This is a genomic window from Nonomuraea sp. NPDC005730, from assembly GCF_040630865.1.
GTDB lineage: Bacteria > Actinomycetota > Actinomycetes > Streptosporangiales > Streptosporangiaceae > Nonomuraea.
Window position 1 is genome coordinate 83505 of the sequence record NZ_JBEXYK010000027.1, and the last position, 24599, is coordinate 108103.

At 74.3% G+C, this 24599-nt stretch carries 13 protein-coding genes; 6 read left to right on the top strand and 7 right to left on the bottom strand.

All coding sequences use genetic code 11. The features are described 5' to 3' along the window. Window positions 1-118: 118 nt before the first annotated feature. Window positions 119-1435, bottom strand: a complete 1317-nt coding sequence (locus ABZ444_RS27830; RefSeq protein WP_358002782.1) for a cellulose binding domain-containing protein — start codon at window positions 1433-1435, stop codon at window positions 119-121. Between the two features lie 433 nt (window positions 1436-1868). On the opposite strand from ABZ444_RS27830, the gene ABZ444_RS27835 reads away from it, so the two are divergent. Next, window positions 1869-2087, top strand: coding sequence for a hypothetical protein (locus tag ABZ444_RS27835; protein WP_358002785.1), 219 nt, complete (start codon window positions 1869-1871; stop codon window positions 2085-2087). 63 nt (window positions 2088-2150) lie between these two features. On the opposite strand, the gene ABZ444_RS27840 is transcribed toward ABZ444_RS27835, so the two are convergent. The 5 genes from ABZ444_RS27840 to ABZ444_RS27860 form a co-directional block, all read right to left on the bottom strand. Beyond that, a complete protein-coding gene (locus ABZ444_RS27840) occupies window positions 2151-3602 on the bottom strand; it encodes an MFS transporter (protein ID WP_358002788.1) in 1452 nt (483 codons plus the stop codon). A 38-nt stretch (window positions 3603-3640) separates the two neighbouring features. Then, window positions 3641-4711, bottom strand: a complete 1071-nt coding sequence (locus tag ABZ444_RS27845) for a sigma-70 family RNA polymerase sigma factor (RefSeq protein ID WP_358002791.1) — start codon at window positions 4709-4711, stop codon at window positions 3641-3643. Window positions 4712-4809: 98 nt separating this feature from the next. After that, a complete protein-coding gene (locus tag ABZ444_RS27850; RefSeq protein ID WP_358002794.1) occupies window positions 4810-6024 on the bottom strand; it encodes an ROK family transcriptional regulator in 1215 nt (404 codons plus the stop codon). A 33-nt stretch (window positions 6025-6057) separates the two neighbouring features. Then, the gene (locus ABZ444_RS27855) at window positions 6058-7833 is read right to left on the bottom strand and encodes an ATP-binding protein (protein WP_358002797.1); all 1776 of its coding nucleotides are present in this window, start codon (window positions 7831-7833) and stop codon (window positions 6058-6060) included. Further along, window positions 7830-8513, bottom strand: coding sequence for a response regulator transcription factor (locus ABZ444_RS27860; protein WP_358002800.1), 684 nt, complete (start codon window positions 8511-8513; stop codon window positions 7830-7832). Before ABZ444_RS27860 ends, ABZ444_RS27855 begins: the two co-directional genes overlap by 4 nt. A gap of 90 nt (window positions 8514-8603) precedes the next feature. On the opposite strand from ABZ444_RS27860, the gene ABZ444_RS27865 reads away from it, so the two are divergent. Both ABZ444_RS27865 and ABZ444_RS27870 read left to right on the top strand, forming a co-directional pair. Beyond that, window positions 8604-9332 carry a L,D-transpeptidase gene (locus ABZ444_RS27865; RefSeq protein ID WP_358002803.1) on the top strand — a complete coding sequence of 243 codons (729 nt, stop codon included), beginning with the start codon at window positions 8604-8606 and terminating at the stop codon, window positions 9330-9332. Window positions 9333-9361: 29 nt separating this feature from the next. Next, window positions 9362-9601 carry a hypothetical protein gene (locus ABZ444_RS27870; protein WP_358002806.1) on the top strand — a complete coding sequence of 80 codons (240 nt, stop codon included), beginning with the start codon at window positions 9362-9364 and terminating at the stop codon, window positions 9599-9601. On the opposite strand, the gene ABZ444_RS27875 is transcribed toward ABZ444_RS27870, so the two are convergent. Further along, window positions 9602-9748: a hypothetical protein gene (locus ABZ444_RS27875; RefSeq protein WP_358002809.1), complete on the bottom strand. Its 147-nt coding sequence runs from the start codon at window positions 9746-9748 to the stop codon at window positions 9602-9604. A 725-nt stretch (window positions 9749-10473) separates the two neighbouring features. On the opposite strand from ABZ444_RS27875, the gene ABZ444_RS27880 reads away from it, so the two are divergent. From ABZ444_RS27880 to ABZ444_RS27890, 3 genes are read left to right on the top strand one after another with little or no spacing between them, the layout of a single operon-like run. Further along, window positions 10474-15219, top strand: coding sequence for an amino acid adenylation domain-containing protein (locus ABZ444_RS27880; RefSeq protein ID WP_358002812.1), 4746 nt, complete (start codon window positions 10474-10476; stop codon window positions 15217-15219). Beyond that, window positions 15216-23411, top strand: coding sequence for an amino acid adenylation domain-containing protein (locus tag ABZ444_RS27885; RefSeq protein WP_358002815.1), 8196 nt, complete (start codon window positions 15216-15218; stop codon window positions 23409-23411). Before ABZ444_RS27880 ends, ABZ444_RS27885 begins: the two co-directional genes overlap by 4 nt. Beyond that, window positions 23408-24424, top strand: a complete 1017-nt coding sequence (locus tag ABZ444_RS27890) for a pyridoxal-phosphate dependent enzyme (RefSeq protein WP_358002818.1) — start codon at window positions 23408-23410, stop codon at window positions 24422-24424. Before ABZ444_RS27885 ends, ABZ444_RS27890 begins: the two co-directional genes overlap by 4 nt. Window positions 24425-24599: the final 175 nt, after the last annotated feature.

Sequence of the window (24599 nt, forward strand, 5' to 3'; positions counted from 1 at the left end):
GATTCGCCGAATAACATTCGGGAATCCGCCCGGATTGCCGAATAAAATTCTGGGATCCGGCGGCGGGGAGAACCGCGCCGGGCCGTCGCCATTCGGTTCCGTCCCGGCGCGCGTCGTCTCAGGGCACTCTCGTGCAGACGAGGTTGTTGAGCTTGAACTGGGCGGGAATGTCGTTCGTCCCGGTGACGGTCGCCGAGAAGCCCAGGCTCTGGCTGGAGCCCGGGCCGATGTAGGAGTTGGTGCCGGCGTCGCGGGCGGTCACCTGCGTGCCGGTCTGGGTCACCGCGGTGTCCCAGGCGTAGGTGATCTGCTGGTTGCCCGACCAGGCCCACGTGGCGGTCCAGCCGTAGATGGGGGTCGTGCCGGTGTTCCTGATGGTCAGATGGCCGTTGAACGCGCCGCTCCAGACCTCGGTGGCGTAGGTGACCTCGCAGGAGGTGCCCATCTTGAGCCCGCCGCGCAGGAAGGTCGTGAAGTTGGGCCAGGTGGGGTCCAGGGTGCCGGTGCCGACGGTCTCGCCGCAGTTCTTGGTGGTGCGGACGGTCTGCGTGCCGTAATGGGCGGGGTCCATGATCTGGGGCATCATGTGGTCGGCGCCGGGCACCGAGACGAAGGTGGCGGACCCGCACTGGGCCTTGATCTTGTTGTAGAGCAGGACGCTCTGCCCGTGCGGCACCAGGAAGTCGGCCTGGCCGTGCAGGAACATCAGCGGCGGGTCGTTGCCGTCGACGTACGTCATCGGGTTGGCCTGGGCCACCGTGGCCGGGCAGGTCTGGATGGGACAGCCGACCAGGAGGGACTCCGGCGAGGCCGGCGAGTTGTGGTCCAGGCCGCCGGTCGGCAGGTTCTGGGCGTTCATCTGCAGGAAGTCGGTCGGGCTGTAGAAGGCGAGCCCGGTCTGCACGGCGCTGGAGACGCCGGTCGTGCCGAGGGTGCCCTCCAGCGCCGACACGCCGCCGGACAGTGTGGCCATCTCCGTCAGCCAGCCGCCCGAGGAGTCGCCCATGATCGCGAATCGGTTGGGGTCGAGCTGGTACGTGGCGGCGTTCGCGCGCAGCCAGCGGATCGCCGCCTTGATGTCGTGCACCTGGGCCGGGAAGATCGCCTGGGCGCTGGAGCGGACGCTGACGCCGGCCACGGCGAAGCCCAGGGGATTGAAGATCGCGGCGATGGCGTCCGCGCCGGCCTTGCCGTCGTCGCTGCTCCACGCCGAGCCGGTGTGCCAGATGATCAGGGGGCGGGGCGTGATGCCGGTGGCGGGCAGGTGGAGATCCAGCAGATGCCCTCTGCTGCCGGCCGGTTGTGCGGGCGCGTAGGCGATGTCGGTGATCGTCTGCGTCGCGTGTGCCGGCGGCGCGAAGGCCGCCGGCACACCGACGGCGGCCAGCACGGTCATCGCCAAGCCGACGGCGGCCGTGCGGATTCGAGCTTGCATGGTGCGACTCCGGTTGGTCGGATGGTCGCCGCTTCCCCGGGTGGCCGTCCGTGTCTCGTTCGATGGCAGGGCGGCCGTGATGAGCACGCCGACCTGTAGCGCCTGTGAGAACAACGTCCTGTTCGAGTGTCGCGGCTCACATCGATATGGGCGGGGAGACGATATGACACCTACGCGACGATGGTCAAAGTTTTCGTAGTTTCGTTTCCAGTAAAACGGGAAAGCGGCATAAATCGTACTTTGGGGGCGTAAGGCACGGAGACGGCCCCAGATCATCCATGGCATGCACAGGCGGTCGGATACACCCCGACGGCGTCTTTCACGCCGATGAAAGTTTCATGACCTGGCGGCCGCCGATTCCGCCGCGACAATCCCGCCGGTGCCGTGAGTGATAATGTCCACCGACATGATCTCCCCAGTCGCAGGAGGACGAATGCGAAAGGCACGCGCTGTTCTCGTCTCGGCCGTCATGGTCCTTGGAGTGTCGCTGACGATCGGCGCCGCCCCGGCGAACGCCGAGAAACTGGCCGGCGTCTTCAAGGAGCACGCGGAGTGCGAGCGGATCGGCACCAAGGGCATCGACCAGAACTGGTGGGACGACTATTCATGCCAGTGGGAGAGCAAGTACAGCTACTACTTCCTCTACGCGTGACCCCGTGAGACGCACGCGCCCCCGGGCCCGCGAAACGAACCGGGGGCGCGTGCGCCTACCGGGTCATGAGCGCGTCGTCGGGGTTCCGGTCCGCGGCGAGGCGGCGCTCGCCTGCGGAGGCGCGGTCACGGAGGTCCGTCGTCCGCCCGGCATGCCGAGCGCGACCAGCACGCCGACGAACGCGAACACGGCGACCGCGCCCATGCCCGCCGCAAAACCCGCACTGAACTCCTCGGCGGACGCGTAGCCCCCGGCGGCGCCGAACACCGCGACCGTGACCGCGACGCCGAACACCCCGCCGAAGATGCGCAACATCATGAAGACGCCGGACGCCTGGCCGATCTCCTGCGGCCGCACGGCGCCGACCACCGCCTTCTGCGCCGCCGGCATGGCCATGGTGACCCCGGCCGACCCGATGACCAGCGCGGGCAGCAGTTCGAGATAGCCGGTGCCGGGGCCGGCGACCAGGGCGATCCAGCCCATGCCGACGGTCTGGAGCAGCAGTCCGCCCGCGACGAACGTCCGCTCGCCGACTCTGTCGACCAACCGGCCGGCGATCGGCGCGCACACCATCAACGTCCCTGTCCACGGCATCAGCCGCAGGCCGGCCATGAGCGGCCCGTCACCGCGCACGACCTGGAAGTACTGGGCGAGGAAGAACATCGTGCCGTACAGCGAGGCGAACACGAGGAAGTTCGCCGGGTTGGCGGTGGCGAACACCCTCGACCGGAAGAACCGCATGGGGAGCATCGGCGCCTTCGCACGTCGCTCCCAGAGCACGAAGGCGGTCACCAGAGCGACGCCGAGCACCAGCGCGCCCAGCACCTCCACACTGCCCCAGCCCGCCGCGTTCCCGCGGACCAGACCCCAGACGAGGCCCAGCGCGCCCGCGGTCACGAGCACGACCCCGCCCAGGTCGAACCGGTTGCCAGGGCCATGGCTCTCGCCGACGCGCCGCGCCGTGAGCAGGATCGCGACCAGGCCGATCGGCAGGTTCAGCCAGAAGATCCACTGCCAGGCCAGCCCCTCGGCGACGGCGCCGCCGACGAACGGGCCGGTGAACGTCGCCAGCCCGGTGATGCCCAGGTACAGCCCCATCGCCCGGCCCCGCTGGTGCGGCGGGAACGCCGTGCTGATGAGAGTGAGCGACAGCGGCAGCACCATCGCGGCACCGGCGCCCTGCAACGCCCGCGACACGATCAGCGTGCCGATGTCCGGGGAGGACGCGCAGGCGGCCGACGCGACCGTGAAGACCGCCAGCCCGGCCGTGAACATCCGGCGGCGGCCGAACCGGTCACCCAGCGCCGCCCCGGTCAGCAGCAGCACCGCGAACGTCAAGTTGTAGGCGTTGACGGTCCACTCAAGTGCTTCGATCGAGGCCGTCAGGTCGCGCCGGATCGTGCTCAGCGCCGTCGTGACGACCAGGCTGTCCAGGGCCATCATGAACGACGCCAGTGACGCGAGCGCCAGCACCCATGCCTGGCCGGACGTCATCCTTCCCTCGTCGGTGCTCATCGTTCTCCTTCTACGCGTGTCTTCTCCCGCACGGGCGATCAGGGCCGCAGCGAGCGCGGGAGCCCGAACCCCGGCAGGAGGGAGTTGTCGTGGAACCGGGTCAGCGCGGAGACGCGCTCCCCGGTCAGGGTCAGGACGAGCAACCCGTGTGCGTGCAGGATCGGCGTCCGCGGGTCGCGCAGGTAGCAGCCGAAGGCCGGCTGGCCGTTCGCCCGCGTCGGGACCAGCACGTACCGGCGCCCGTCACGCAGCGCGACCGTGGTCAGGAAGTGCCCGATCGCGTCCGGGCCCTGGTATTCGAGCGGCAGCGGCGGCATGGTCAGCCACGCGTCGTCCGTCAGGACGGCCACGATCGCGGCGACGTCCCCGGCCTCGAACGCGCGGCTGAAGTCGGCCGCGATCCGGCGTTCCCGCGGTGAGTCCGGCAGCGGAGCACTCTCCCGGCCGGGACCGGGAAGATCGCGTGCCAGCGCGGCCCGTGCGCGTCTCAGCGCCGTGGTCACGGCGTTCCCGGTCGCGCCGAGGACGGTCGCCACCTCGGCGGCCCGGAATCCCAGGACGTCCCGCAGCACCAGCACGGCACGCTGCCTGGGCGGCAGTCGTTGCAGCGCCGCGAGGAAGGCCAGCGACACCGACTCCCTGGCCTCGTACCGGGCTTCCGGCCCCGGCACGTCGTCGGGGATCTCGGCGAGCAGCGCGTCGGGGTACGGCTCCAGCCAGCTCGGTTCCTCGCGGCGACGCGACGGCTCGGGCATCGGGATCTCCGCTCGGTAGGCCGCGTGCTCGTGCGGACGGCGGGCGCCGGCACGCAGTGCGTTGAGGCAACGGTTGGTGGCGATCCGGTAGAGCCACGTGCGTAACGACGCACGCTCCTCGAAGCCGCCGATCCCGCGCCAGGCCGCCAGCAGTGTCTCCTGCAGCAGATCCTCGGCGTCGTGCACGGAGCCGAGGATGCGGTAGCAGTGCACCTGGAGCTCATGACGGTACGGCTCGACCAGGCCGCGGAACGCCTCCCCGTCCCCGGCGCGGGCCGACGCCAGCAGGTCCCCGGCCGTGCGCCGGTCATGATCCGGGTTGCCGGTCCCCCAGGACGACGGGGTCCCTCGCATGTCGGCTCCTTTCGTGGGTCCCTCTCGAATGGTCAGACACCACTCGCCGCGGAAAGGAGTCGCTGCCCGGCCGGTTCTTCCGGAGCCGGCAGGCCGTCTCAGCGAAGGGCGGCCAGGGTGGTGAGGGGGTTGTCCAGGAGGCCGGCGAAGGCGAGTTCGGCGGCTCCGGCGAGCGTGGTGTCGTCGCCCAGGGCCGTCACGGCCAGGCGGACCCGTTCCCGCGACACCGGCAGCACATGCGCGTCGATCCGGGCACGCACGCGTGACTCGGCGCCCGGGTAGACATCGCGCAACATCCCGCCGAAGACCACGAGCGCCGGGTTGAACAGGTTGATGAGGTTGACGACGCCGACGCCGAGCCAGTCGCCGACGCGGTCGAGGGCGTCCCGCGCCCTGGCGTCACCGGCCCCGGCGAGGGCCACGACGGACCGGATGCCGTCGCGGCCGACGAGGTCGCCGGACCGTCCCGCGTAGTCGAGCAGCGCCTCCTCCCCCACCTCGGCCTCCAGGCAGCCGCGCGACCCGCACAGGCAGGGCCGCCCGTCGAACGGGTTGACCAGCATGTGCCCGAGTTCGCAGCCGTAGCCCGTGTCGCCGTCCAGGAGTTCGCCGCCGACGATGATCCCGCCGCCGACGCCGACGTCCCCGTGCAGGTAGACGAGGTTGTCGGCGTCTCGTCCCGCGCCGCGCACGTGCTCGGCGATCGCACCCAGGTGCGCCTCGTTGCCCACCTCGACGGGCAGCCCGAGGCCGAGCCCGGCGCCGAGTTCCGCGCCGAACGCCTGGTCCACCCAGCCGAGGTGCGGCCCGTACCGCACGGTGCCGTCGGCCCGCCTGATCAACCCGCAGTACGAGGCGCCGACCCCCACGCACAACGAGCCCGGCCCGGCCCCGGCGACCAGCTCGCGGCCGAAGGCGGCCAGGACCCCGACGACGTCCTCCAGGTCGACCCCCGCGCGGGCGCGGACGCCCTCCCTGCGGTCGAGGACCCGGCCGCCCAGCCCGACACGGGCCGCGATCAGCCGGTCCACGGCGACGTCGAACGCGAGCCCGTACACCGTCCCCTGCTCGGGCATGACGACGATGGACGGCCGCCCCGCCCGGCCCCGCCCGGCGGGCACGCCCTCGCGGACCAGCCCGGCGGCGGCGAGTTCGGCGGTCAGGTCCATGATGGTGCTGCGGTTGAGCCCCATCCGGCGGCCGAGCGCGGCCCGTGACACCGCCCCGTCGTTGTGGACGCGCCGCAGCACCTCGCTCAGGTTCCGCTGCCGCATCCGCTCCTGCGTCCGCACGCCCACCGCCGATCCCGTCATCCCCGTCACCCCTCAGGACGTGCCCTCACCCGATCACGGCCGTGCCGGAAGGCGCAAGGCGAAGGTGGTGCGGACGCCCGGGGTGCTGGCGGCCGTGGCGATGCCGCCGTGCGCCTCGGCCAGGTCGCGGACGATGGCGAGGCCGAGGCCGCTGCCGCCGGTGCGGCGGTTGCGGGATTTCTCCGCCCGCCAGAACCGGTCGAAGACGTGCGGAAGGTGCTCGGCGCGGATGCCGATCCCCGTGTCGGTCACCTCGATGACCACGTGGTCGCCGTCCTGGCGGGCGCCCAGCGTGATGTGCCCGCCGGTCGGCGTGTAGCGCAGGGAGTTGGTGACGAGGTTGCCGATGGCCTGGCGGAGTCGTACGGGGTCGGCGGTCAGGGTGGGGGCGCCGGTGATGCCGGTGGTCAGGGTGAGCCCGGCGGCCTCGGCGCGGCCTCGGTGGGCGGTGGCCACCTGGTCGAGGAGGTCGCCGAGGTGCACGGGTTCGAGGTGCAGGCGGAGCTTGCCCGCGTCGGCGAGGGCGAGGTCCTGGAGGTCGTCCACGATGTGCTGCAGCAGCAGGAGCTCCTCGACCAGGGAGGCGATCAGCGCGGGGTCCAGCTCGGCGACGCCGTCCTGTGCCGCCTCCAGCCAGCCTCTGAGGTTGCTCAGCGGGGTGCGCAACTCGTGGGAGACGTCGCTGACCATGGCCTTGCGCTGCTCCTCCATGCGCTGGAGGTGCTCGGACATCTCGTTGAACGCCGTGGCGAGCTCGCTGATCTCGCCGGTCGTCCTGACCTGGACGCGGGCGGAGCTGTCCCCGTCGCGCATCCGCCGGGCGGCGTGGGTGAGCGCGTTGACCGGGCCGACCAGGCGTCGGGCCGCCATGACGCTGACGCCGACGGTCAGCACGAGCACGAGGAGGGCGGCGCCGGCGATCGAGGGCAGCGGGATGCGCGGGCCGGTGGCCTCGGCGGGCGATCCGATGTACAGGTAGGCGGCGGGGGCGACGTAGGGATCGAGCTGTTCCTTGCGGGCGGTGACGATGCAGGAGGAGATCGTCTGGCCGGGTTCGGCGGCCGACGACACCGGCCGCTTCTCCTTGGAGATCCAGGTGAAGTCGAGGCCGACCGAGCCGCGTTCCGTGCTCTTGCCCTTCAGGCATCTGGCGACCAGGAGGTTGAGCTGCTTCAACGCGGACTTCTCGGTGCGCGTCGGCGTGTTGAAGGTGACGGCGTCGCAGGGGGCCGTCACCGCCGGTGCCGGGCTCGGCTCCTGCGGGACACCCTCGCCGGTCGTCGTCACGAAGGGCCTGCCGGTGTGGGAGACCGTCGTCCGTACGGCCTGCCCGGTACGTCTCATGCAGACGGCGTAGGCGTCGGCGGCCTTCCCCAGCCGGACACGATCACGGTCGGGCAGCAGGAAGGGGCCCACCGCGCGCGGATCGATGCGGTCCTCGGCCGCCCCCGGCACCAGGGTCACGTCCACGGCCAGCGGATCGACGACGGCCGACACCCTGGCGGGCAGCGGGGTCCCGGCGGCCGCCGAGTCCGCGATGAGGGCGCCCTTCTCGGTGGTCAGCGCGATGCGGCGGCTGTTGGCGGCGGCGAGGTCACGTACGGTGGCGGCGACGCCGGACCAGTCGGGGTGGCGGGAGGCGTAACCGAGCAGGCTGTTGTTGATCTGGGCGTCGCTGGCCAGCGTCTGGCCCTGCTCGCGCTGGATCGCACCGGAGGTGCTGTTGGCGGCCAGCCACGCCGTCGCCGTGATCGAGCAGACCGCCACGACGGCCGAGCTCGTGAGCAGCCTGACGAACAGCGATCTCATGCCTGGGTCAGCTTGTAGCCGACGCCGTACACGGTCAACAGCCGGGACGGGCGGCGCGGGTCGGGCTCGATCTTCTTGCGCAGGTTCATCACGTGCACGTCGACCGTGCGTTCGGTGATGAACCGGTCGAAGCCGTGGATGCGCTCCAGCAGCTGCTTCCTGGTGAACACCCGTTCCGGCTCGGCGGCCAGCGTCTCGATGATCCGGAACTCGGCGAGCGTGCAGTCGGCCGGCGTGCCCGCCACGGTGACGGTGTGCCTGACCGGGTCGACGACGAGGTCGCCCGCCCGGAACAGCCGGCCCGCCTCCGGCGACCTGCCCGTACGGCGCAGCAGCGTCCGCACGCGGGCCATCAGCTCACGCGGGCTGTACGGCTTGGTCATGTAGTCGTCGGCGCCGAGGTCGAGCCCGAGCAGCAGGTCGTCCTCGGTGGACCTGGCCGTCAGCATCAGGATCGGCAGGTCGGACTCGGCGCGCAGCACCCGGCAGACGTCCAGTCCGTCGACCTTCGGCATCATCACGTCGAGCAGCACCAGGCCGGGATCTCCCTGCCGGGCCTCATCGATCGCCGAACGTCCGTCGTGCACGACGCGGACCTCGTGGCCCTCCCGCTCCAGGTAGCGCCTGAGCAGTTCGGCCTGCTTGGGGTCGTCCTCGGCGACCAGTACGTACGCGCACATGGCCCGAGGTTATGCGCACTCCACGAGTGCATACGGGATCCGCATGACAGGCAAACAGGTTCCACACATTCTGCCGCCAGGCTGCGCCGGGTGAGAACCAACCTGCTTCGTACGGCCGCGGCGACGGCACTCGCCCTCCTGCTGGCGGGCTGCGCGGGCAGCGCAGACGGTGCCGTACGCCCCGACCCGGCGAACACCCGGTCGAACACCCCGGCGGGCACCGCCAGATCGAAGATCGCGAGCGTCAAGGGGGCCCGGATCACGATCTACCGGGACAGGCAGGGCGCGGCCCAGAGGACGATCACCAGTCCCAACGACTACGGCACGACGCGCGTCTTCCTGGTGGAACGCGACGAGGGCGACTGGCTCCAGGTGCTGCTGCCGATCCGGCCGAACGGCAGCAAGGGCTGGATCAAGGCCGCCGACGTGACGCTCGCCGAGACCTCCCACCGCGTGGAGATCGACCGCGGGGCGTTCCGCTTCACGGTCTACGACGGCGACCGGCCCGTCAGGACGGGCAAGGTCGCGACCGGCGAGGCCGGGACGCCGACGCCTCCGGGCCGCTACTTCTTCACCGAACTGGTGAGGCCCACCGGTGACGGCGGGGCCTACGGCGCCTACGCCTTCGGGCTGAGCGGCTTCTCGCCGGTGCTGAAGAGCTTCGCCGGCGGCCCCGGCCAGCTGGCGATCCACGGGACGAACAAGCCTTCCGCCATCGGCACGCGGGCCAGCCACGGCTGCGTCCGGGTCGGCAACGACGACATCACCTGGATGGCGAAGAACCTGGCGATCGGCACTCCGGTCGTCGTCAAGGGCTGAGGCCCTGCTCGAAGGATGAGAGGAACCCTATGAAGATCAGAACCATGCTCGTCGGCGCCGGCGCGGCGCTGGCCCTCGCGGCCGGCCTCGCCGGGTTCTCGGGGACGGCCGCGGCCGAGCCCAAGAAGCCCGCCGCAGTGCCCGCCGCAGTGCCCGCCGCGGTCCCCTCCGCGGCGCCCTCCCCGGTGCCCGCGGAAGGCCGGCCCACGGTCGAGCGGACGGCGGGGCCGAAGGAGCCGGTCGCCGTCAAGCCGCGCTACACCGGCTGATCACGACACGTCGCCGCCGCGTGACGTCCCTCCTCTCCCGCCCGCCGGTCGCGTCAGCGGCCTGGCCATCGCCGGCAGGAGCAGGGCCCGGACGCCGCGGTGCCACGTGCGGGCGGCGAGCGGGGCGGCGACGCCGTCCCTGACCACGCACGGCACGGCGTCCGTGACGCCGCCCCTCCCCCGCCGGGGTCCGACCCCGGCGGGGGCTTCTTTTTTACGAGCCATCCTCTGCGCCGACGTCCGAGGACCGGGCCTTTCCCGTCGCGCTCCCGACGTCACCGTCCCGCGCCGGATGTGCTTGCCCGTCCGCGCTTTCCGTTGCGCTGGGTTGACGAGCGACTCCCCTACGTTCCGCCCCCTTTTGCGCCTCTCGACCCCGTTTGCGAGACGGCCCCGGCGAAGAGGATCATGTCAGCGTGGCGTTCCGGAGCAGTGGCGAGGCCGCACTCCTCGCCCACGTCCGGAGCCCGGGGTTTGCCTGTCGCCGGTCCAGGAGGTTCGCGCGCTCCGGCCGACGCTGGGCGCCGGGACGTCGCTGACCGCCTGCCAAGCCGTCCCGCGCCGATCGGCCGATGACGCGCCCTCCTGCAAGCAAGATCATGGCAGGTTCCAAGTCAGCGGCAAGCCGGGTCGCCGATGCTGTTGTGCGGACGACTGTGGGCGAAAGGAGCACGTAACCGCAGAACATGACATGTGCCGCGAACGCCCCCCGCCACACCCGCCGACCGCGCGACACTGAACCGCCCGCACGACCCCGCACGACCCCACGCGCCCAGCGACGACCTCGCCCGGGCCCGCGTGCCGTCCCCGAGGAACGGGCTGTTCCCGACCGCCCACCCGGGCACGTTTGACCTTTGCTGGAAAGAGGACACATGAATACGGATGTGACGGGCGCGAACCGCCCTCTCACCGACTCGCCGGGCCGCCTCCACGAGGCCCTGGAGGCGCAGTGCCGGCGGACGCCCGATCGCCTCGCCGTCGTCGCGGGCACGAGCCGGATGACCTACGCCGAGCTCCACCGCAGGGCCAACGGGATCGCCAACGCCCTGGCCGCGCGGGGTGTGGGACGCGGCGACCTGGTGGGGATCTGCCTCGACCGCGACGAGTGGCTGGTGCCCGCGCTGATCGGGGTGCTCAAGGCGGGCGCGGCCTACGTGCCGCTGGACCCGGCCTATCCGGCGGAACGCTTACGTTTCATGGCCGAGGACGCCGCCATGAGCGCGGTGGTCACCTCGGCGGCGCGGCGCCAGACCGCGGCGCCGACCGGCGCGGACTCCGTGCTCGTCGACGACGTGACGCCCGCCGCGCACGGGCCCGAGGTGCCCGGCGAGCCGGGCGACGCCGCGTACCTGATCTACACCTCCGGCTCCACCGGCCGTCCCAAGGGCGTGGTCGTGGAGCACCGCAACACCCTGAACCTGGTGCGCTGGGAGGCGTCCGCCTACACCGCCGAGGAGCTGAGCGGCATGCTCGCCGGCTCCTCCATCTGCTTCGACGCCTCGATCACCCAGATCTTCACGCCGCTGTTCGCGGGCGGGACCGTGATCATGGCGGACAACGTGCTGGCGCTGCCGACGCTGCCGGCCCGCGACGAGGTGCGCACGGTCTTCGGGGTCCCGTCCGCGCTGTCGGTGCTGCTGCGCGAGCCGCTGCCGGACGGCGTGCGCATGGTGCTGTCCGGCGGCGAGCGGCTGACCGCCGCGCTGGTGGCGCGGGTGTACGCCAACCCGGGCGTGCGCCGCGTGCTCAACATGTACGGCCCCACCGAGTGCACCACCGGCTCCACCCTGTTCGAGGTGAGCCGCGACCACCAGGGCGACCCGCCGCTGGGCGGGCCGATGGCGGGCGCGCTGCTCAGCGTGCGCGACGCCGCCGGCGGCCCGGTCCCGGACGGAGAGGTCGGCGAGTTGTGGATCGGCGGGCCCAACGTGACCCGCGGCTACCTGGGCCACGACTCGCAGGCGTTCGGCACCGACCCGGACGGCACCCGCGTCTACCGCACCGGCGACCTGGTCCGCTGGGTGGACGGCGAGCTGCGCTACGTGGGCCGCGCCGACGACCAGGTCAAGATCCGCGGCTACCGGGTGGAGCTGGGCGAGGTCGAGTCGGCGCTGGACCGCCATCCCGCGGTGCGCCGCGCCGTCGTCCTGGCGCACACCGACGACGACGGCATCGCCTACCTCGTCGCGCACGTGGCCGCCTCCGGCGTGACCGAGCCCGAGCTGCGCGACTGGCTGCGTGACCGGCTGCCCGACCACCTGGTCCCGGCCAGGATCGGCGTGACCGGCGACCTGCCGATCGCCCCCACCGGCAAGGTGGACCGCGCGGCCCTGCCCAAGCTGGGCGCCGCCCGGACGGGGAGCGCGGCGCCCGTCGCGCCCCGGACGGACGACGAGCGCCAGGTGGCCGAGGTGATCGCGGACGTGCTGGGCCTGCCGGAGGTGGGCGTGCACGACCGGTTCGCCGACCTGGGCGGGCACTCGCTGGCCGCCGCCCGGGTGGTGACCGAACTGTCCCGGCGGCTCGGGCACACCGTGCCCCTGGCGACGTTCCTGACCGAGCCGACCGCCGCCGGGCTGGCGGCGCACCTGCGTGAGCCGGGATCGGCCCCGGTGCGGCGGACCGGCCGGACCCGGCACCCGCTCACCGCCGCGCAACGCGAGTTCTGGACGTTGCGCCAGCTCCACCCGCACAGCCCGGTCACCACCGTGTCGATCCGGCTGCGCGTGCGCGGCCTGAGCGGGAGCGCGCCGCTGCGCCGGGCGCTGGACGCGGTCCTGCGCCGGCACGAGGCCCTGCGCAGCACGATCTCCGCCGGCGAGGACGGCGTCCCTTACGCGGTCGTGCACCCGCCCGTCGCCGTCCCCCTGGTCGAGCATCCGGCGGGCGCGGACCCGGTGAAGGTGGCCCGCGCCGCGGTGGAGCACGTGTTCGACGTGACGACCGAGGTGCCGTTGCTGCGCGCGAGCCTGTGCCCCGTCGGAGAGGGCGTGGCAGAGCTGGTGCTCGTGACGGACCACATCGCCTTCGACGGCGGTTCGACCGGCGTGCTGATGGACGAGCTGGCCGCCGAGCTGGCGGGTGAGCCCGTCCCCGAGCCGGCGGTGCAGCTCGGCGACGTCGCGGTGCGCGAGCAGGAGGACCGGCCCGACCTCGCGCGGCTGCGGGAGTTCTGGCGCGGCGAGCTGGCGGGCGCGCCGGTGGCGGGGCCGCCGCCCGGCGACCTGACGACGTGCCGGGTGATCAGGCCGCTGACCGAGGAGCTCACGGACGGCGTGGCCGCGCTGGCCCGCGCGTGCGGGGCGACCCCGTTCGCGGTGTACCTGGCCGCGCTCGCCCTGGCCGCCGGGGAGCCGGACACGCTGGTCGGCATGGTCGCGGCGCGGCGCGCCCGGCCGGAGCTGGCCCGGGTCGTCGGGCCGCTGATCGACACGGTGCCGGTACGGCTGCGGCCGGACGCCGCGCCGACCTTCCGCGACCTGGTCCGGCAGGCCGGGCAGGCCGCCACGCGGGCGCTGGTCCACCAGGAGGTCCCGCCCGCCGACGTGCCCCGCGCCCCGGTGCTGCTGGCCATGCAGCACGCCGAGGTGCCGGTGCGCGCCGGCTGCCTCGAACTGCTGACCGAGATCGGCCCCGGCGCGGCGGTGCACGAGTTCAGCGTGCTCGTCAACCGCACGGCCGCCGGCGCCGAGCTGCACCTGGAGTACGCGGTCGCGCTGCTCGGCCGGGAGGCGGCCGGGGCGTACCTGGACCGGCTGCTGTGGCTGCTGCGCCGCGTGGTGGCCGAGCCGGACCTGGCGATCGCCACGTTCGAGCCGATCACCCCGGACGAGCGCGCCGCGCTGCTGGCCCGCGCGGCCGGACCGCGGCTGCCGGACGACCTGCCGCCGGTGCCGCTGTCGCTCGCGGCGAACGCGGGTGGCACGGCGGGCACCGCGGTGGTCGGCCCGGACGGCACCGCCCTGAGCCACGCCGAGCTGAACGACCGCGCCGACCGGATCGCGGCCGGCCTGCTGGCGCACGGGGTGTCGCGCGGCGACGTGGTCGGCGTCCACGTGCCGCGGGACGAGATGTTGCCCGTGGTGCTGCTGGGCGTGTGGCGGGCGGGGGCGGCATACCTGCCGCTGGACCCGGAACACCCGGCCGGGCGGCTGCGCCTGCTGGCCGTGGACGCGGGCGCCCGCGTGGTCCTCACCCGCGGCGGGACGCCCCTGGAGACGGCACCCGGCAAGGACGGGCCGGTGACGCTCGACGCGGACCGGCTCGCCGCGGGCCCTCGCGCGGACCTGCCCGAGGTGCACGCCGCGGACCTGGCGTACGTCACCTACACCTCCGGCTCCACCGGCGCCCCCAAGGGGGTCGAGGTCACCCACGGCGCCCTGGCCGCCCTCGTGGCCGGGATGATCTCGACGCTCCGTCTCGGCCCGGCCGACGTGCAGCCCGCGGTCGCGCCGCTGAGCTTCGACGCCTCGGCCTCCGAGCTGTGGAGCGTCCTGGCCGCCGGCGGCACGTCGGTGGTGGTGGACAGGGCCACGGCCACCGACGGGCACGCGCTGGCGGAGCTGATCAGCACGAGCGCGGCCACGGTGATCGACCTGGTGCCGACCGCGTACCGGATGCTGGTCGCGGCCGGGTGGGCGGGTGACCCGGCGCTGCGCGCCGTCGCCGGCGGGGAGGCGCTGGACCCGGCGCTGGCCGAGCAGATCCTGCTGCGCGTCGGCGAGTTGTGGAACGCCTACGGGCCCACCGAGACCACCGTCACCTCGACGCTGCACCGGGTGCGCGCGCACGAGGGCGACCGGGTGCCGATCGGGTCGCCGATGCCGGGCGAGCGGGCGTACGTGGTCGACGCGCGGCTGCGGCTGGTGCCGCCGGGCGCGGTCGGCGAGCTGCTGCTGGGCGGCGCCGGGGTGGCCCGCGGCTACCGGGGCCGTCCTGACCTGACCGCGACCGCCTTCGTGGCCGACCCGTTCACGCCGGACGGCCGCTGCTACCGCACCGGTGACCTGGCGCGCTGGCGGCCGGACGGGACGCTGGAGTTCCACGGCCGCCGCGACCACCAGGTGAAGGTCCGCGGTTACCGGATCGAGCTGGGCGAGATCGAGGCCGTGCTGCGCGAGATCGCCGAGGCCGCGGTGACCGTGGCGGGCACGGACGCGCAGGCCCACCTGGTCGGCTACGTCGCGCCGGAGACGGCGGACCTGGCCGCGGTCGAGCGGCACGCCCGGTCCCGGCTGCCCGGCCACATGGTGCCGCGCCGCTGGGTCGCGCTGCCTGCCCTGCCCATGCTGCCCAGCGGCAAGGTCGACCGCCACGCGCTGCCCGAGCCGGACACCGGCCCGGCCCCGGCGCGGGTCGAACCGGCCACCGAGGCCGAGCTCCTGGTGGCCGCCGTCTGGGCCGAGGTGCTCGAACGGCCCGAGGTCTGGGCCGGTGACGACTTCTTCGCCCTCGGCGGAGCCTCGTTCGCCGCGACCAGGGTGGCCGCCCGCCTGCGCGAGATGTTGCAGGTCACCGTGCCCGTGCGGTTGGTGTTCGACCGGCCGGTGCTGGCCGACTTCGCCGCCGCGCTGGAGGAACTGCTGGCCGCCGACCTGATGGAGGGGATCGAGGGATGACCGAGGTACGTGAGGACCGGATCGCCGAACTCGTCCGGTCCAGGCTCGCCGCCGCCCTGAAGCAGAAGGAGCAGGCCGCCGTCCCGCGGATCCCGGCGACGTCGGCCGCGGACATGCCGCTGTCGCCGGCGCAGGAGCGGCTGTGGTTCCTGGCCCAGCTGGAGCCCGGCACGCCCACCTACAACGTGCCGCTGACGCTGCGGCTGCGCGGCCCGGTGGACGTCGCCGCCCTCACCGGCGCGGTGGCGGACCTGGCGGAGCGGCACTGGATCCTGCGCGGCGTCATCGACGACGGACGCGTGCGGCCGGTCGCCGCCGTGCCGGTGCCGGTGGTCGACATGGCGGCCGCCGGCCCGGCGGAGCTGGAGCGGGAGCTGGCCGAACACGCCTGGCGGCCGTTCCGGCTGGACGCCGAGCCGCCCCTGCGGGCCACGGTGTTCCGGCTCGGCGACGAGGAGTGCGTGCTCGCGCTCGCCCTGCACCACATCGCCACCGACGCCTGGTCGGAACGCGTGCTGCTGGACGATCTCGCCCACCTGTACGCCGCCCGCCTCGGCCTGGAGCCGCCCCCCGCTCCCCCCGCCCTGCAGTACGCGGACGTGGCCGCGTGGGAGGCCGGGCGGCCCGACGCCGACCTCGACTGGTGGGCCGGTCAGCTGGCGGGCCTGCCGCCGGTGCTCGACCTGCCGCTCGCCCGCCCGCGCCCGGCCGTCCCCACGTGGGAGGGGGCGGCGGTCGCGGTGGAGGTGCCCGAGGCGCTGTCGGCGAAGGTGCGCGCGGTGGCCGGGACGTCGCCGTTCATGGTGTTCCTGGCCGGGCTGCAGGCGCTGCTGAGCCGCCTGTCCGGCGTCGACGACATCGCCGTCGGCGTGCCGCACGCGGGCCGCCACCACCCCGACGCCGAGCGGGTCGTCGGCTGTTTCATCAACACGCTGGTGGTGCGCGGCGACACCGCGGGCGACCCGACCGGCGCCGAACTGCTGGCACGGGCGCGCACGGCGGCGCTGGACGCGTTCGCGCACGCCGGCACGCCGTTCGAGCGGGTCGTGGAGCGCCTGCAACCGGAGCGGAACCTCGCGGTCACGCCGCTGTTCCAGGTGATGCTCAACGTCTACGACACCGGCGCGCCGCTGTCGCTGCCGGGGCTGGAGGTCGAGGCCGGGTCGCCGCCCGCGCCGACCGCCAAGTTCGACCTGAACCTGGAGCTGGGCGACGACGGCACCCGCTTCTCGGGCGAGTTGCGCTTCCGCACGGACCTGTTCGACGAGGCCACCGTGCGCCGGCTCGCCGGCTGGTACCTGGAGCTGCTGGACGGCATGCTCACCGACCCCGGCGCGCCGGTGCGGCTGCCGGCCGGCGACGACCTGCGCGGTCCGGACGCCGCCCTGCCCGTGGACGTGCCGCTGCACACGCTGGTCGAGCGGATGGCCGACGCCCGCCCGGACGCGGTCGCGGTCGGCTCGCTCAGCTACGCGGAGCTGGACCGCCGCGCCAACCAGGTGGCCCACTGGCTGCTGGAGAGCGGGGTGCGGCCGCAGGAGCCGGTCGGCGTGCTGCTGGAGCGGCGGCCCGAGCTGGTGGTCGCCATGCTCGGCGTGCTCAAGGCGGGCGCCGCCTACCTGCCGCTCGACCCGGTCTACCCGGAGCGGCGCAACCAGGCGGTGGTGGCCGACGCCGGAGCGCGGATCGTGGTCACGGGCACCGAGCTCGCCGCCGCGGCGGAGGCGTCCGGCGAGCGTCCCGGCGTGGCGGTGCGGCCGGAGCACCTGGCGTACGTGATCTACACCTCGGGCTCGACCGGGCGGCCGAAGGGCGTCGCGGTCGAGCACCGGCACATCACGCACTACCTCGGCGCGGTGGCCGAGGTCGTCCCCGCGGGGATGACGTCGTTCGCGCTGGTCTCCACCGCCGCCGCCGACCTGGGCATGACGAACGTGTGGTGCGCGCTGACCACGGGCGCCACCCTGCACCTGATCGACCACGAGACGGCCACCGACCCGGCCGCGTTCGCCGCCCGCCTGGCGGCGCACCCGGTGGACGCGATCAAGATGGTGCCCAGCCAGCTCGAACTCCTCGGCACGGCCGCGCTGCCCGGCAAGCTGCTGATCCTGGCCGGCGAGGCGGTGCCGGCGGACCTGGTGGCGCGGGTCCGGGCGGCACGGCCGGACCTGGAGGTGCAGATCCACTACGGCCCCACCGAGACCACGGTGTCGGTGCTGGCCTGCGACGCGGGCGAGGCCCTGGCCGAGCTCGGACCGGGCCGGGCGCCGCTGGGCCGGCCGCTGGCCGACGTGGTGTGCCGGGTGGCCGACCCGTCCGGACGGGCGCTGCCACCAGGCGTGCCCGGTGAGCTGTGGATCGGCGGGCCGAGCGTGGCCCGCGGCTACCTGGGCCGTCCCGACCTCACCGCAGAACGTTTCACCGGCGGCTGGTACCGCACCGGCGACCGGGTCCGGGTGACCGCGGACGGGCTGATCGAGTTCCTGGGGCGGATCGACGACCAGGTGAAGGTGCGCGGCTTCCGCGTCGAGCTGGGCGAGGTCGCCGCAGCGTTGCGGGCCCTGCCGCAGGTCGCGGAGGCGTACGTGCAGCCGGTCGGCGACGGCCTGGAGCGCCGCCTGGCCGCCTGGGTGACGCCCGCGACGGTGGACGTGGCGCAGGTGCGGTCGGCGCTGCGCGAGCGGCTGCCCGACTACATGGTGCCGGCCGCGATCGGCGTGCTGGAGGCGTTGCCGCTGACCCCGAACGGCAAGGTGGACCGGGCGGCGCTGCCGGTGCCCGAGGCGGGGCCCGCGGTCCGGGTGCCGCTCGGGACACCCGCCGAGCGCCTGGTCGGCGAGGTCTGGGCCGACGTGCTCGAACTCGCGGAGGTGTGGGCGGACGACGACTTCTTCGCCCTGGGTGGGCACTCGTTCGCGGCGACCCGGGTGGCCGGGCGGCTGCGGGAGCGGCTGGGCGCGGCGGTGCCGGTGCGGCTGCTGTTCGAGCACCCGGTGCTGGCCGACCTGGCCGCCGCGCTCCCCCGTCCGGCCGCCGCCGCGCGCGTGCGGCGCGCGCCGGTGGACGGGCCGGTGCCGCTGTCCGGGGTGCAGGCCAGGCTGTGGTTCCTGGCGCAGCTCGAACCGGACAGCAGCGCCTACAACGTGCCGGTGGCGCTGCGGCTGCGCGGCCCGCTGCGCGCGGAGGCGCTGCTGGACGCGGTACGTGACCTGGCCGGACGGCACCACGTGCTGCGCGGCGTGGTCGACGACTCCGGCCCCGAGCCGGTGATGGTGGTGCGGGACGCCGCCGAGGTGCCCGTCTCCACCGCGCGCGTTGACCGGTCCGAGGTCGAGAACGTGCTGGCCGGGCACCTGGCGACGCCGTTCGCACTGGACCGCGAGCCGCCGATGCGGGCGGTGCTGCTCGCCGTCGGCGATCCTGGGGACGACGACGAGCACGTGCTCTCGCTCACCTTCCACCACATCGCCACCGACGCCTGGACGCGCGGCCTGCTGCTGTCGGAGCTGTCCGGCCTGTACGCCGCCCGCCTCGGCCTGCGCCCGCCGCTCGACCCGCCCCCGGCGCAGTACGCCGAGGTGTCGCCGGTCCCCGACCCGGCCGACCTGGACTGGTGGGCCGGGCACCTGGACGGCCTGCCGCCGGTGCTCGACCTGCCCACCGACCGGCCGCGCCCCGCGATGCCCGACCCGGGCGGAGCCGCGCTCGACCTGGAGCTCCCGGCGGAGCTGAGCGAGCGGGTCAGGGCGGTGGCCGCCGCCTACCGGTCCACGCCGTTCATCGTGCTGCTGGCCGGGTTGCAGGCGCTGCTGGCCCGGCTGTCGGCGAGCGCGGACATCGCGGTCGGCGTGCCGGTCTCCGGACGCGACCACCCGGACACCGAAGGCGTGGTGGGCTGCTTCCTCAACACCGTGGTGGTGCGGACCGACGTGGGCGGCGACCCGACCGGGCGCGACCTGCTGGCCCGCGCTCGGGAGTCCGCGCTGGGCGCGCTCGCGCACGCGGGCACGCCGTTCGACCGGGTGGTGGACCGGCTGCGGCCGGAACGGAACCTGGCGGCCACGCCGCTGTTCCAGGTGATGCTCAACTACGTCCCCGGCGTGGCCGGGGCGGAGCTGCCCGGCCTGGAGGCGTCCGAGATCCACCTGCCGGAGCTGACCACCAAGTTCGACCTGAGCTGGCACGTCGTGGACGACGGGCCGGGCGCGCCGCTGCGCGGCGGGCTCGCCTACCGGACGGACCTGTTCGAACCGGGCACCGCGGCCAAGCTGACCCGCTGGTACGCCGCCCTGCTCGACGGGCTGCTCACCGACCTGGACGCGCCGGTGGGCGCGGTGCCGCTGGAGCCGGTGACCGGCCCGGCGGTGGCCGGCGGGCCGCCGCCGGAGCCGCCCGCCGGGGCGGTGCACCACCTGATCGAACGCTGGGTGGACCAGACTCCCGGCGCGCCGGCCGTGGTGGGCGCCGACCGTGCCCTGACCTACGCGGAGCTGGAGGCGGCCGCGAACCGGATCGCCCACTGGCTGCTGGAGGCGGGGGTGAGCGCCGACGAGCCGGTCGGCGTGCTGCTGGAGCCGGGCGCGGACCTGGCGTGCGCGTTGTTCGGCATCCAGAAGTCGGGCGGCGGCTACCTGCCGATGGACCCCGCGTACCCGGCGGCGCGGATCGCCGCGATGCTGGAGGCCGCCGGGGTGCGCGCCGTGGTCACGGTGAGCGAGTTCGCGCCCCTGATCGGGGACGGCAGGCGGGTGCTGGCGCTGGACCGGCCGCCGTCCCTGCCGGACACCCGGCCCCGGGTCGAGGTGCTGCCGGAGCACCTGCACCACGTGATCTTCACGTCGGGGTCCACCGGCACGCCCAAGGCGGTGGCCGCCGAGCACCGTGGCGTCCTGAACTACCTGGGCGGCATGCTGCCGCGCATCGGCGTGCCCGGCGGGTCGTTCGCGGTGGTCTCCACGCCCGCCGCCGACTTCGGCCTGACCTGCGTGTTCGGCGCGCTGACCACCGGCGGGACGGTGCACCTGGTGCCGCGCGAGACCGCGATGGACCCGGCCGCGTTCGCCGGATACCTGGCCGAGCACCGGGTGGACGTCGTCAAGTGCGTCCCGAGCCACCTGGAGCTGCTGGCCTCGGGCGGCGACCTGGCCGCCGTGCTGCCGCGCGCGCTGCTGATCCTGGCGGGCGAGGCGTGCCCGTGGGACCTGGTGGAGCGAGCGCGGGCCGCCCGGCCCGCGCTCAGGATCCAGAGCCACTACGGCCACACCGAGTCCACGATGATCTGCCTGGTGTGCGACACCGAGGAGATCCCCGCCGACCGGCGGACCGGCATCGTGCCGCTGGGCCGTCCGCTGCCCGGCGTGTACGGGCACCTGGTGGACGCCGAGCTGCGGCCGGTGCCGCCCGGCGTGCCCGGCGAACTGGTGGTCGGCGGCCCCGGGGTCACCCGCGGCTACATCGGCCGGCCCGAGCTGACCGCCGAGCGGTTCGTCCCCGACCCGCTGACCGGGCAGGGACGCTGCTACCGCAGCGGCGACCTGCTGCGCGTCACCTCCGACGGGCGGATCGAGTTCCGCGGCCGGGTGGACGACCAGGTCAAGGTGCGCGGCTACCGCGTGGAGCTGGGCGAGGTCACCACCGCGCTGCGGGCGCTGCCACAGGTCGCCGAGGCCGTGGTGCTGCCCGTCGGCGAGGGCAAGGCCAGGCAGCTCGCCGCGTGGGTGACGCCCGCGACCGTGGAGGCCGCGGCCGTGCGCTCGGCGCTGCGTGAGCGGCTGCCCGACTACATGGTCCCGGCGCACGTCGTGGCCCTCGACCGGCTTCCACTCAACCCGAACGGGAAGATCGACCGGGCCGCCCTGCCCGAGCCGGTGGCCGAGCAGGCCGCGTACGCGGCGCCCTCGACGCCGAACGAGGAGCTGGTCGCCGGGGCCTTCGCCCGGGTGCTCGGTGTGGAGCGGGTCGGGGCGGGCGACGACTTCTTCGCCCTCGGCGGCGACTCGTTCGCCGCGGTGCGCGCGGTCAAGGAGATCGGCCGCGGGCTGCGGGTGATCGACCTGTTCACCCGGCCCGCCGTGGCCGAGCTGGCCGCGTACCTGGGCCGCGAGGACGGCGGCGGGCTGCTGCACCGCCTGGGCGGCGGCCGGGCCGCCGAGTTCACGCTGGTGTGCGTGCCGTACGGCGGCGGGTCGGCGGCGGTGTACCAGCCGCTGGCCCAGGCGCTGGGCGACCGGGTGGAGGTGCTCTCCGCCGAGCTGCCCGGCCACGACCCCGCCCGCCCCGACGAGCTGCCGCTGCCGCTGGAGGAGCTGGTGGACGTGCTGGCCGCCGAGGTGGCGGCGACCGCGTCGGGCCCGGTGGCGATCTACGGCCACTGCGTGGGCTCCGCGCCCGCCGTCGCGCTGGCCCGGCGGCTGGAGGCGGACGGCGTGCCCGTGCTGGGCGTGATCGCCGCCGCCAGCTTCCCTGCCGCACAGCTGCCCGGAATGGTCAGGCGGCTGTTCGGCGGCGACCGCTGGGTGTCCGACCGGATGTTCCGCGACGCGCTGCGCGCCTCCGGCGGGCTGCTCGACGACATGGACGAGGCCGCCAAGCGCACCGCCGTACGCGCCATGCGGCACGACGCCGACCAGGCGCAGGAGTGGTTCGGCCAGGAGCTGGCCGGCGACGGCACGCCGCTGCGCGCCCCGATCCTGAGCCTGGTCGGGGAACGCGACCGCGCCACCGAGCTGCACGAGGAGCGCTACACCGAGTGGGCGGCGTTCGCGCCGCGGGTGGAGCGGGCCGTGCTGCCCAGGGCCGGCCACTACTTCCTGCGCCACCAGGCCGAGCCGCTGGCCGCCGTCGTGCTGGCGCACCTGACCCGCTGGGCGGCCGGAACGCTGCCCGATCCGGTGCGCCCGCCCGAACGCACGAAGCTGGGGTCCTTCTACACCGTCGCGGGCGGGCAGATCGTCTCGGCGCTGGGCACGGCGCTCAGCTCGTTCGCGCTCGGCGTGTGGGCCTACCAGCGCAGCGGCGAGATCCTGGATCTGGCGCTGGTCACGATGCTGGCGCAGATCCCGGCCGTGCTGCTCACCCCGCTGGGCGGCGCGCTGGCCGACCGGGTGGACCGGCGCAAGATCATGCTGGCCTGCGACGCGCTGTCCGGGCTGGCCATGGTGGCGCTGGTGCTGCTGCTGACCACCGATCGGCTGGAGTTCTGGAACGTCTGCCTCATCGTGGGCGTGACCTCGGTCGTGTCGGCGTTCCAGCAGCCCGCCTGGCTGGCGGCCATCGCACAGCTGGTGCCCAAACCGTACCTGCCGCAGGCGAACGCGCTGGCCAACGTGGGCTTCGGCGCGGGCAACGTGGTCGCGCCGCTCGCGGGCGGCGCGCTGATCGGCCTGTTCGGGCTGTCGGCGGTGGTGGCCGTGGACGTGGCCACGTTCGCGGTCGGCGTCCTGACGCTGGTGCTGGTGCGCTTCCCCGACCGGCTGTTCCACCGGCGCGAGGAGACGTTCATGGCGGCGCTCACCGGCGGGTGGCGGTTCCTGCGCCGGCGGCGTCCGCTGCTGGTGATGGCGCTCTACTTCGCGGTGGTGAACTTCTGCACCGCGCTGATGTGGGTGCTGGTCACCCCGGTCGTGCTGGCCATCGGCGACTCGGCGGACCTCGGCGCGGTGACCGCCGTCGGCGGCGTCGGCGCGGCCGTGGGCACCGGCGTGGTGCTGGTGTGGGGCGGCACCCGGCGGCGGGCCACCGGCATGATCGGCTTCGTCGTCGGGTCCGGGCTCGGCGTGGTGCTGATGGGCGTGTGGCCGGTCGTGTGGCTGGTCGCGGCCGGGTTGTTCGTCCGGCTGGCGTGCATGAGCATCGGCAACGCCCACTGGCTGTCGATCATCCAGGTCAAGGTGGGTCCGGAGCTGCAGGGGCGGGTGCTCGCGGTGAACATCATGATCGCCACGGCCATGCAGCCGATCGGCTTCCTCTCCGCCGGCCCGCTGGCGGACTGGGCCGGACGGTTCGCCGGCGGGCCCGGCGGGGGCGCGGGGTTGGTGCTGCTCGCCAGCGGCGTGTTCCTGGTGCTGTGGGGGCTGCTGGGGCTGCGGCACCGGCCGCTGCATCACCTGGAGGACCTCGTCCCCGACGCCGCCCCGCCCTCGGAGGCCGCGGCCGACCTGGACGCCATCCAGGAGAGGGTGCTGAGCGCATGAACGAGAGTGCTGAACTCATGGACGACGGCGCTGGGCGTCTGGGCGCGGAGGGGGTGGCGGGGGCGCGGCTTGTCACCGCCGCCGACGTCCGGGCGGCCGGTGAGCGCATCGCGCCGTACGTCCGGCGCACGCCGCTGCTGCGGCTGCCCGGCGAACGGCTCTGGGTCAAACCGGAGAACCGGCAGCCCACCCGCTCGTTCAAGGTACGCGGCGCGGCCAACGCCGTGGGCCGGCTGGCCGGGCGCGGCGTCCGGCACGTGGTCGCGCAGTCGTCGGGCAACCACGCCCAGGCCATCGCCTACGCCGCCGCCGAACACGGGGTGCGGGCGACCGTCGTCCTGCCGGACACGGCGCCGGAGCTGAAGGTCCGCGCCGCGCGCCGGCTCGGCGCCGAGGTGGTGATCGTCCCGCCCGCACTGCGGGAGGAGGCGTGCCTGGCGCTGGCCGACCGGTTCGGCGCGACGGTGATCGGCTCCGACGCGTTCGACGTCATCGCCGGGCACGGCAGCGCCGGGACCGAGATCTGCCTGGACCTGCCGGACGCGGGGGCCGTCCTGGTGCCCGTCTGCAACGGCGGCCTGCTGGCCGGGATCGCGGTGGCGGTCAAGGCCGCCGACCCGGCGATCCGGGTGATCGGCGTCGAGCCCGAGCTGGCCGCCGACGGGACGGCCAGCTTCCGGTCGGGCACGCGCACGGCGTGGCCGGTGGAACTGACCTACCGCACGCGGGCCGACGGACTGCGCGCGCCGGTGCTGGGCGCCCTGGCCTGGGAGCACATCCACCGGTACGTGGACGACATGGTGACCGTGACCGAGGACGCCATCGACGCCGCCGCCGGCCTGCTCCAGCGGGAGCTGGGGGAACGCGCCGAACCCAGCGGCGCGGTGGCCACCGCCGCCTACCTCACCCACCGGGCGCACCTGCCGCCGGGACCCGTCGTCGCGGTCCTCTCCGGCGGCAACGTCGCGATCGTCACGGAGACCGGTCAGGAGCCACTGGCCCGGAGCACGTGATCACGCTCTTCCGCCGTCGCGCCCCCGCCTGACGCGGGTGCTCTCGACGGCCGGGGGCGCGTGACGGCCGTGATGGCGGCGCCCGCGAGCGCCGCCATCACGCCCCGCGTAAGTACTCCCCCTCCCGATGCTCCGCTGTGCCGTCGACCCGGTATCCGGCGCCCCGGAGAACTCC

Excerpts from the sequence above, each read along its gene's own strand:
- ABZ444_RS27870 (WP_358002806.1), top strand. The coding sequence starts at position 9,362 with ATGAAGATCAGAACCATGCTCGTCGGCGCCGGCGCGGCGCTGGCCCTC.
- ABZ444_RS27840 (WP_358002788.1), bottom strand. The coding sequence starts at position 3,602 with ATGAGCACCGACGAGGGAAGGATGACGTCCGGCCAGGCATGGGTGCTG.
- ABZ444_RS27880 (WP_358002812.1), top strand. The coding sequence starts at position 10,474 with ATGAATACGGATGTGACGGGCGCGAACCGCCCTCTCACCGACTCGCCG.
- ABZ444_RS27850 (WP_358002794.1), bottom strand. The coding sequence starts at position 6,024 with ATGACGGGATCGGCGGTGGGCGTGCGGACGCAGGAGCGGATGCGGCAG.
- ABZ444_RS27845 (WP_358002791.1), bottom strand. The coding sequence starts at position 4,711 with ATGCGAGGGACCCCGTCGTCCTGGGGGACCGGCAACCCGGATCATGAC.
- ABZ444_RS27835 (WP_358002785.1), top strand. The coding sequence starts at position 1,869 with ATGCGAAAGGCACGCGCTGTTCTCGTCTCGGCCGTCATGGTCCTTGGA.
- ABZ444_RS27890 (WP_358002818.1), top strand. The coding sequence starts at position 23,408 with ATGAACGAGAGTGCTGAACTCATGGACGACGGCGCTGGGCGTCTGGGC.
- ABZ444_RS27885 (WP_358002815.1), top strand. The coding sequence starts at position 15,216 with ATGACCGAGGTACGTGAGGACCGGATCGCCGAACTCGTCCGGTCCAGG.
- ABZ444_RS27860 (WP_358002800.1), bottom strand. The coding sequence starts at position 8,513 with ATGTGCGCGTACGTACTGGTCGCCGAGGACGACCCCAAGCAGGCCGAA.
- ABZ444_RS27855 (WP_358002797.1), bottom strand. The coding sequence starts at position 7,833 with ATGAGATCGCTGTTCGTCAGGCTGCTCACGAGCTCGGCCGTCGTGGCG.
- ABZ444_RS27830 (WP_358002782.1), bottom strand. The coding sequence starts at position 1,435 with ATGCAAGCTCGAATCCGCACGGCCGCCGTCGGCTTGGCGATGACCGTG.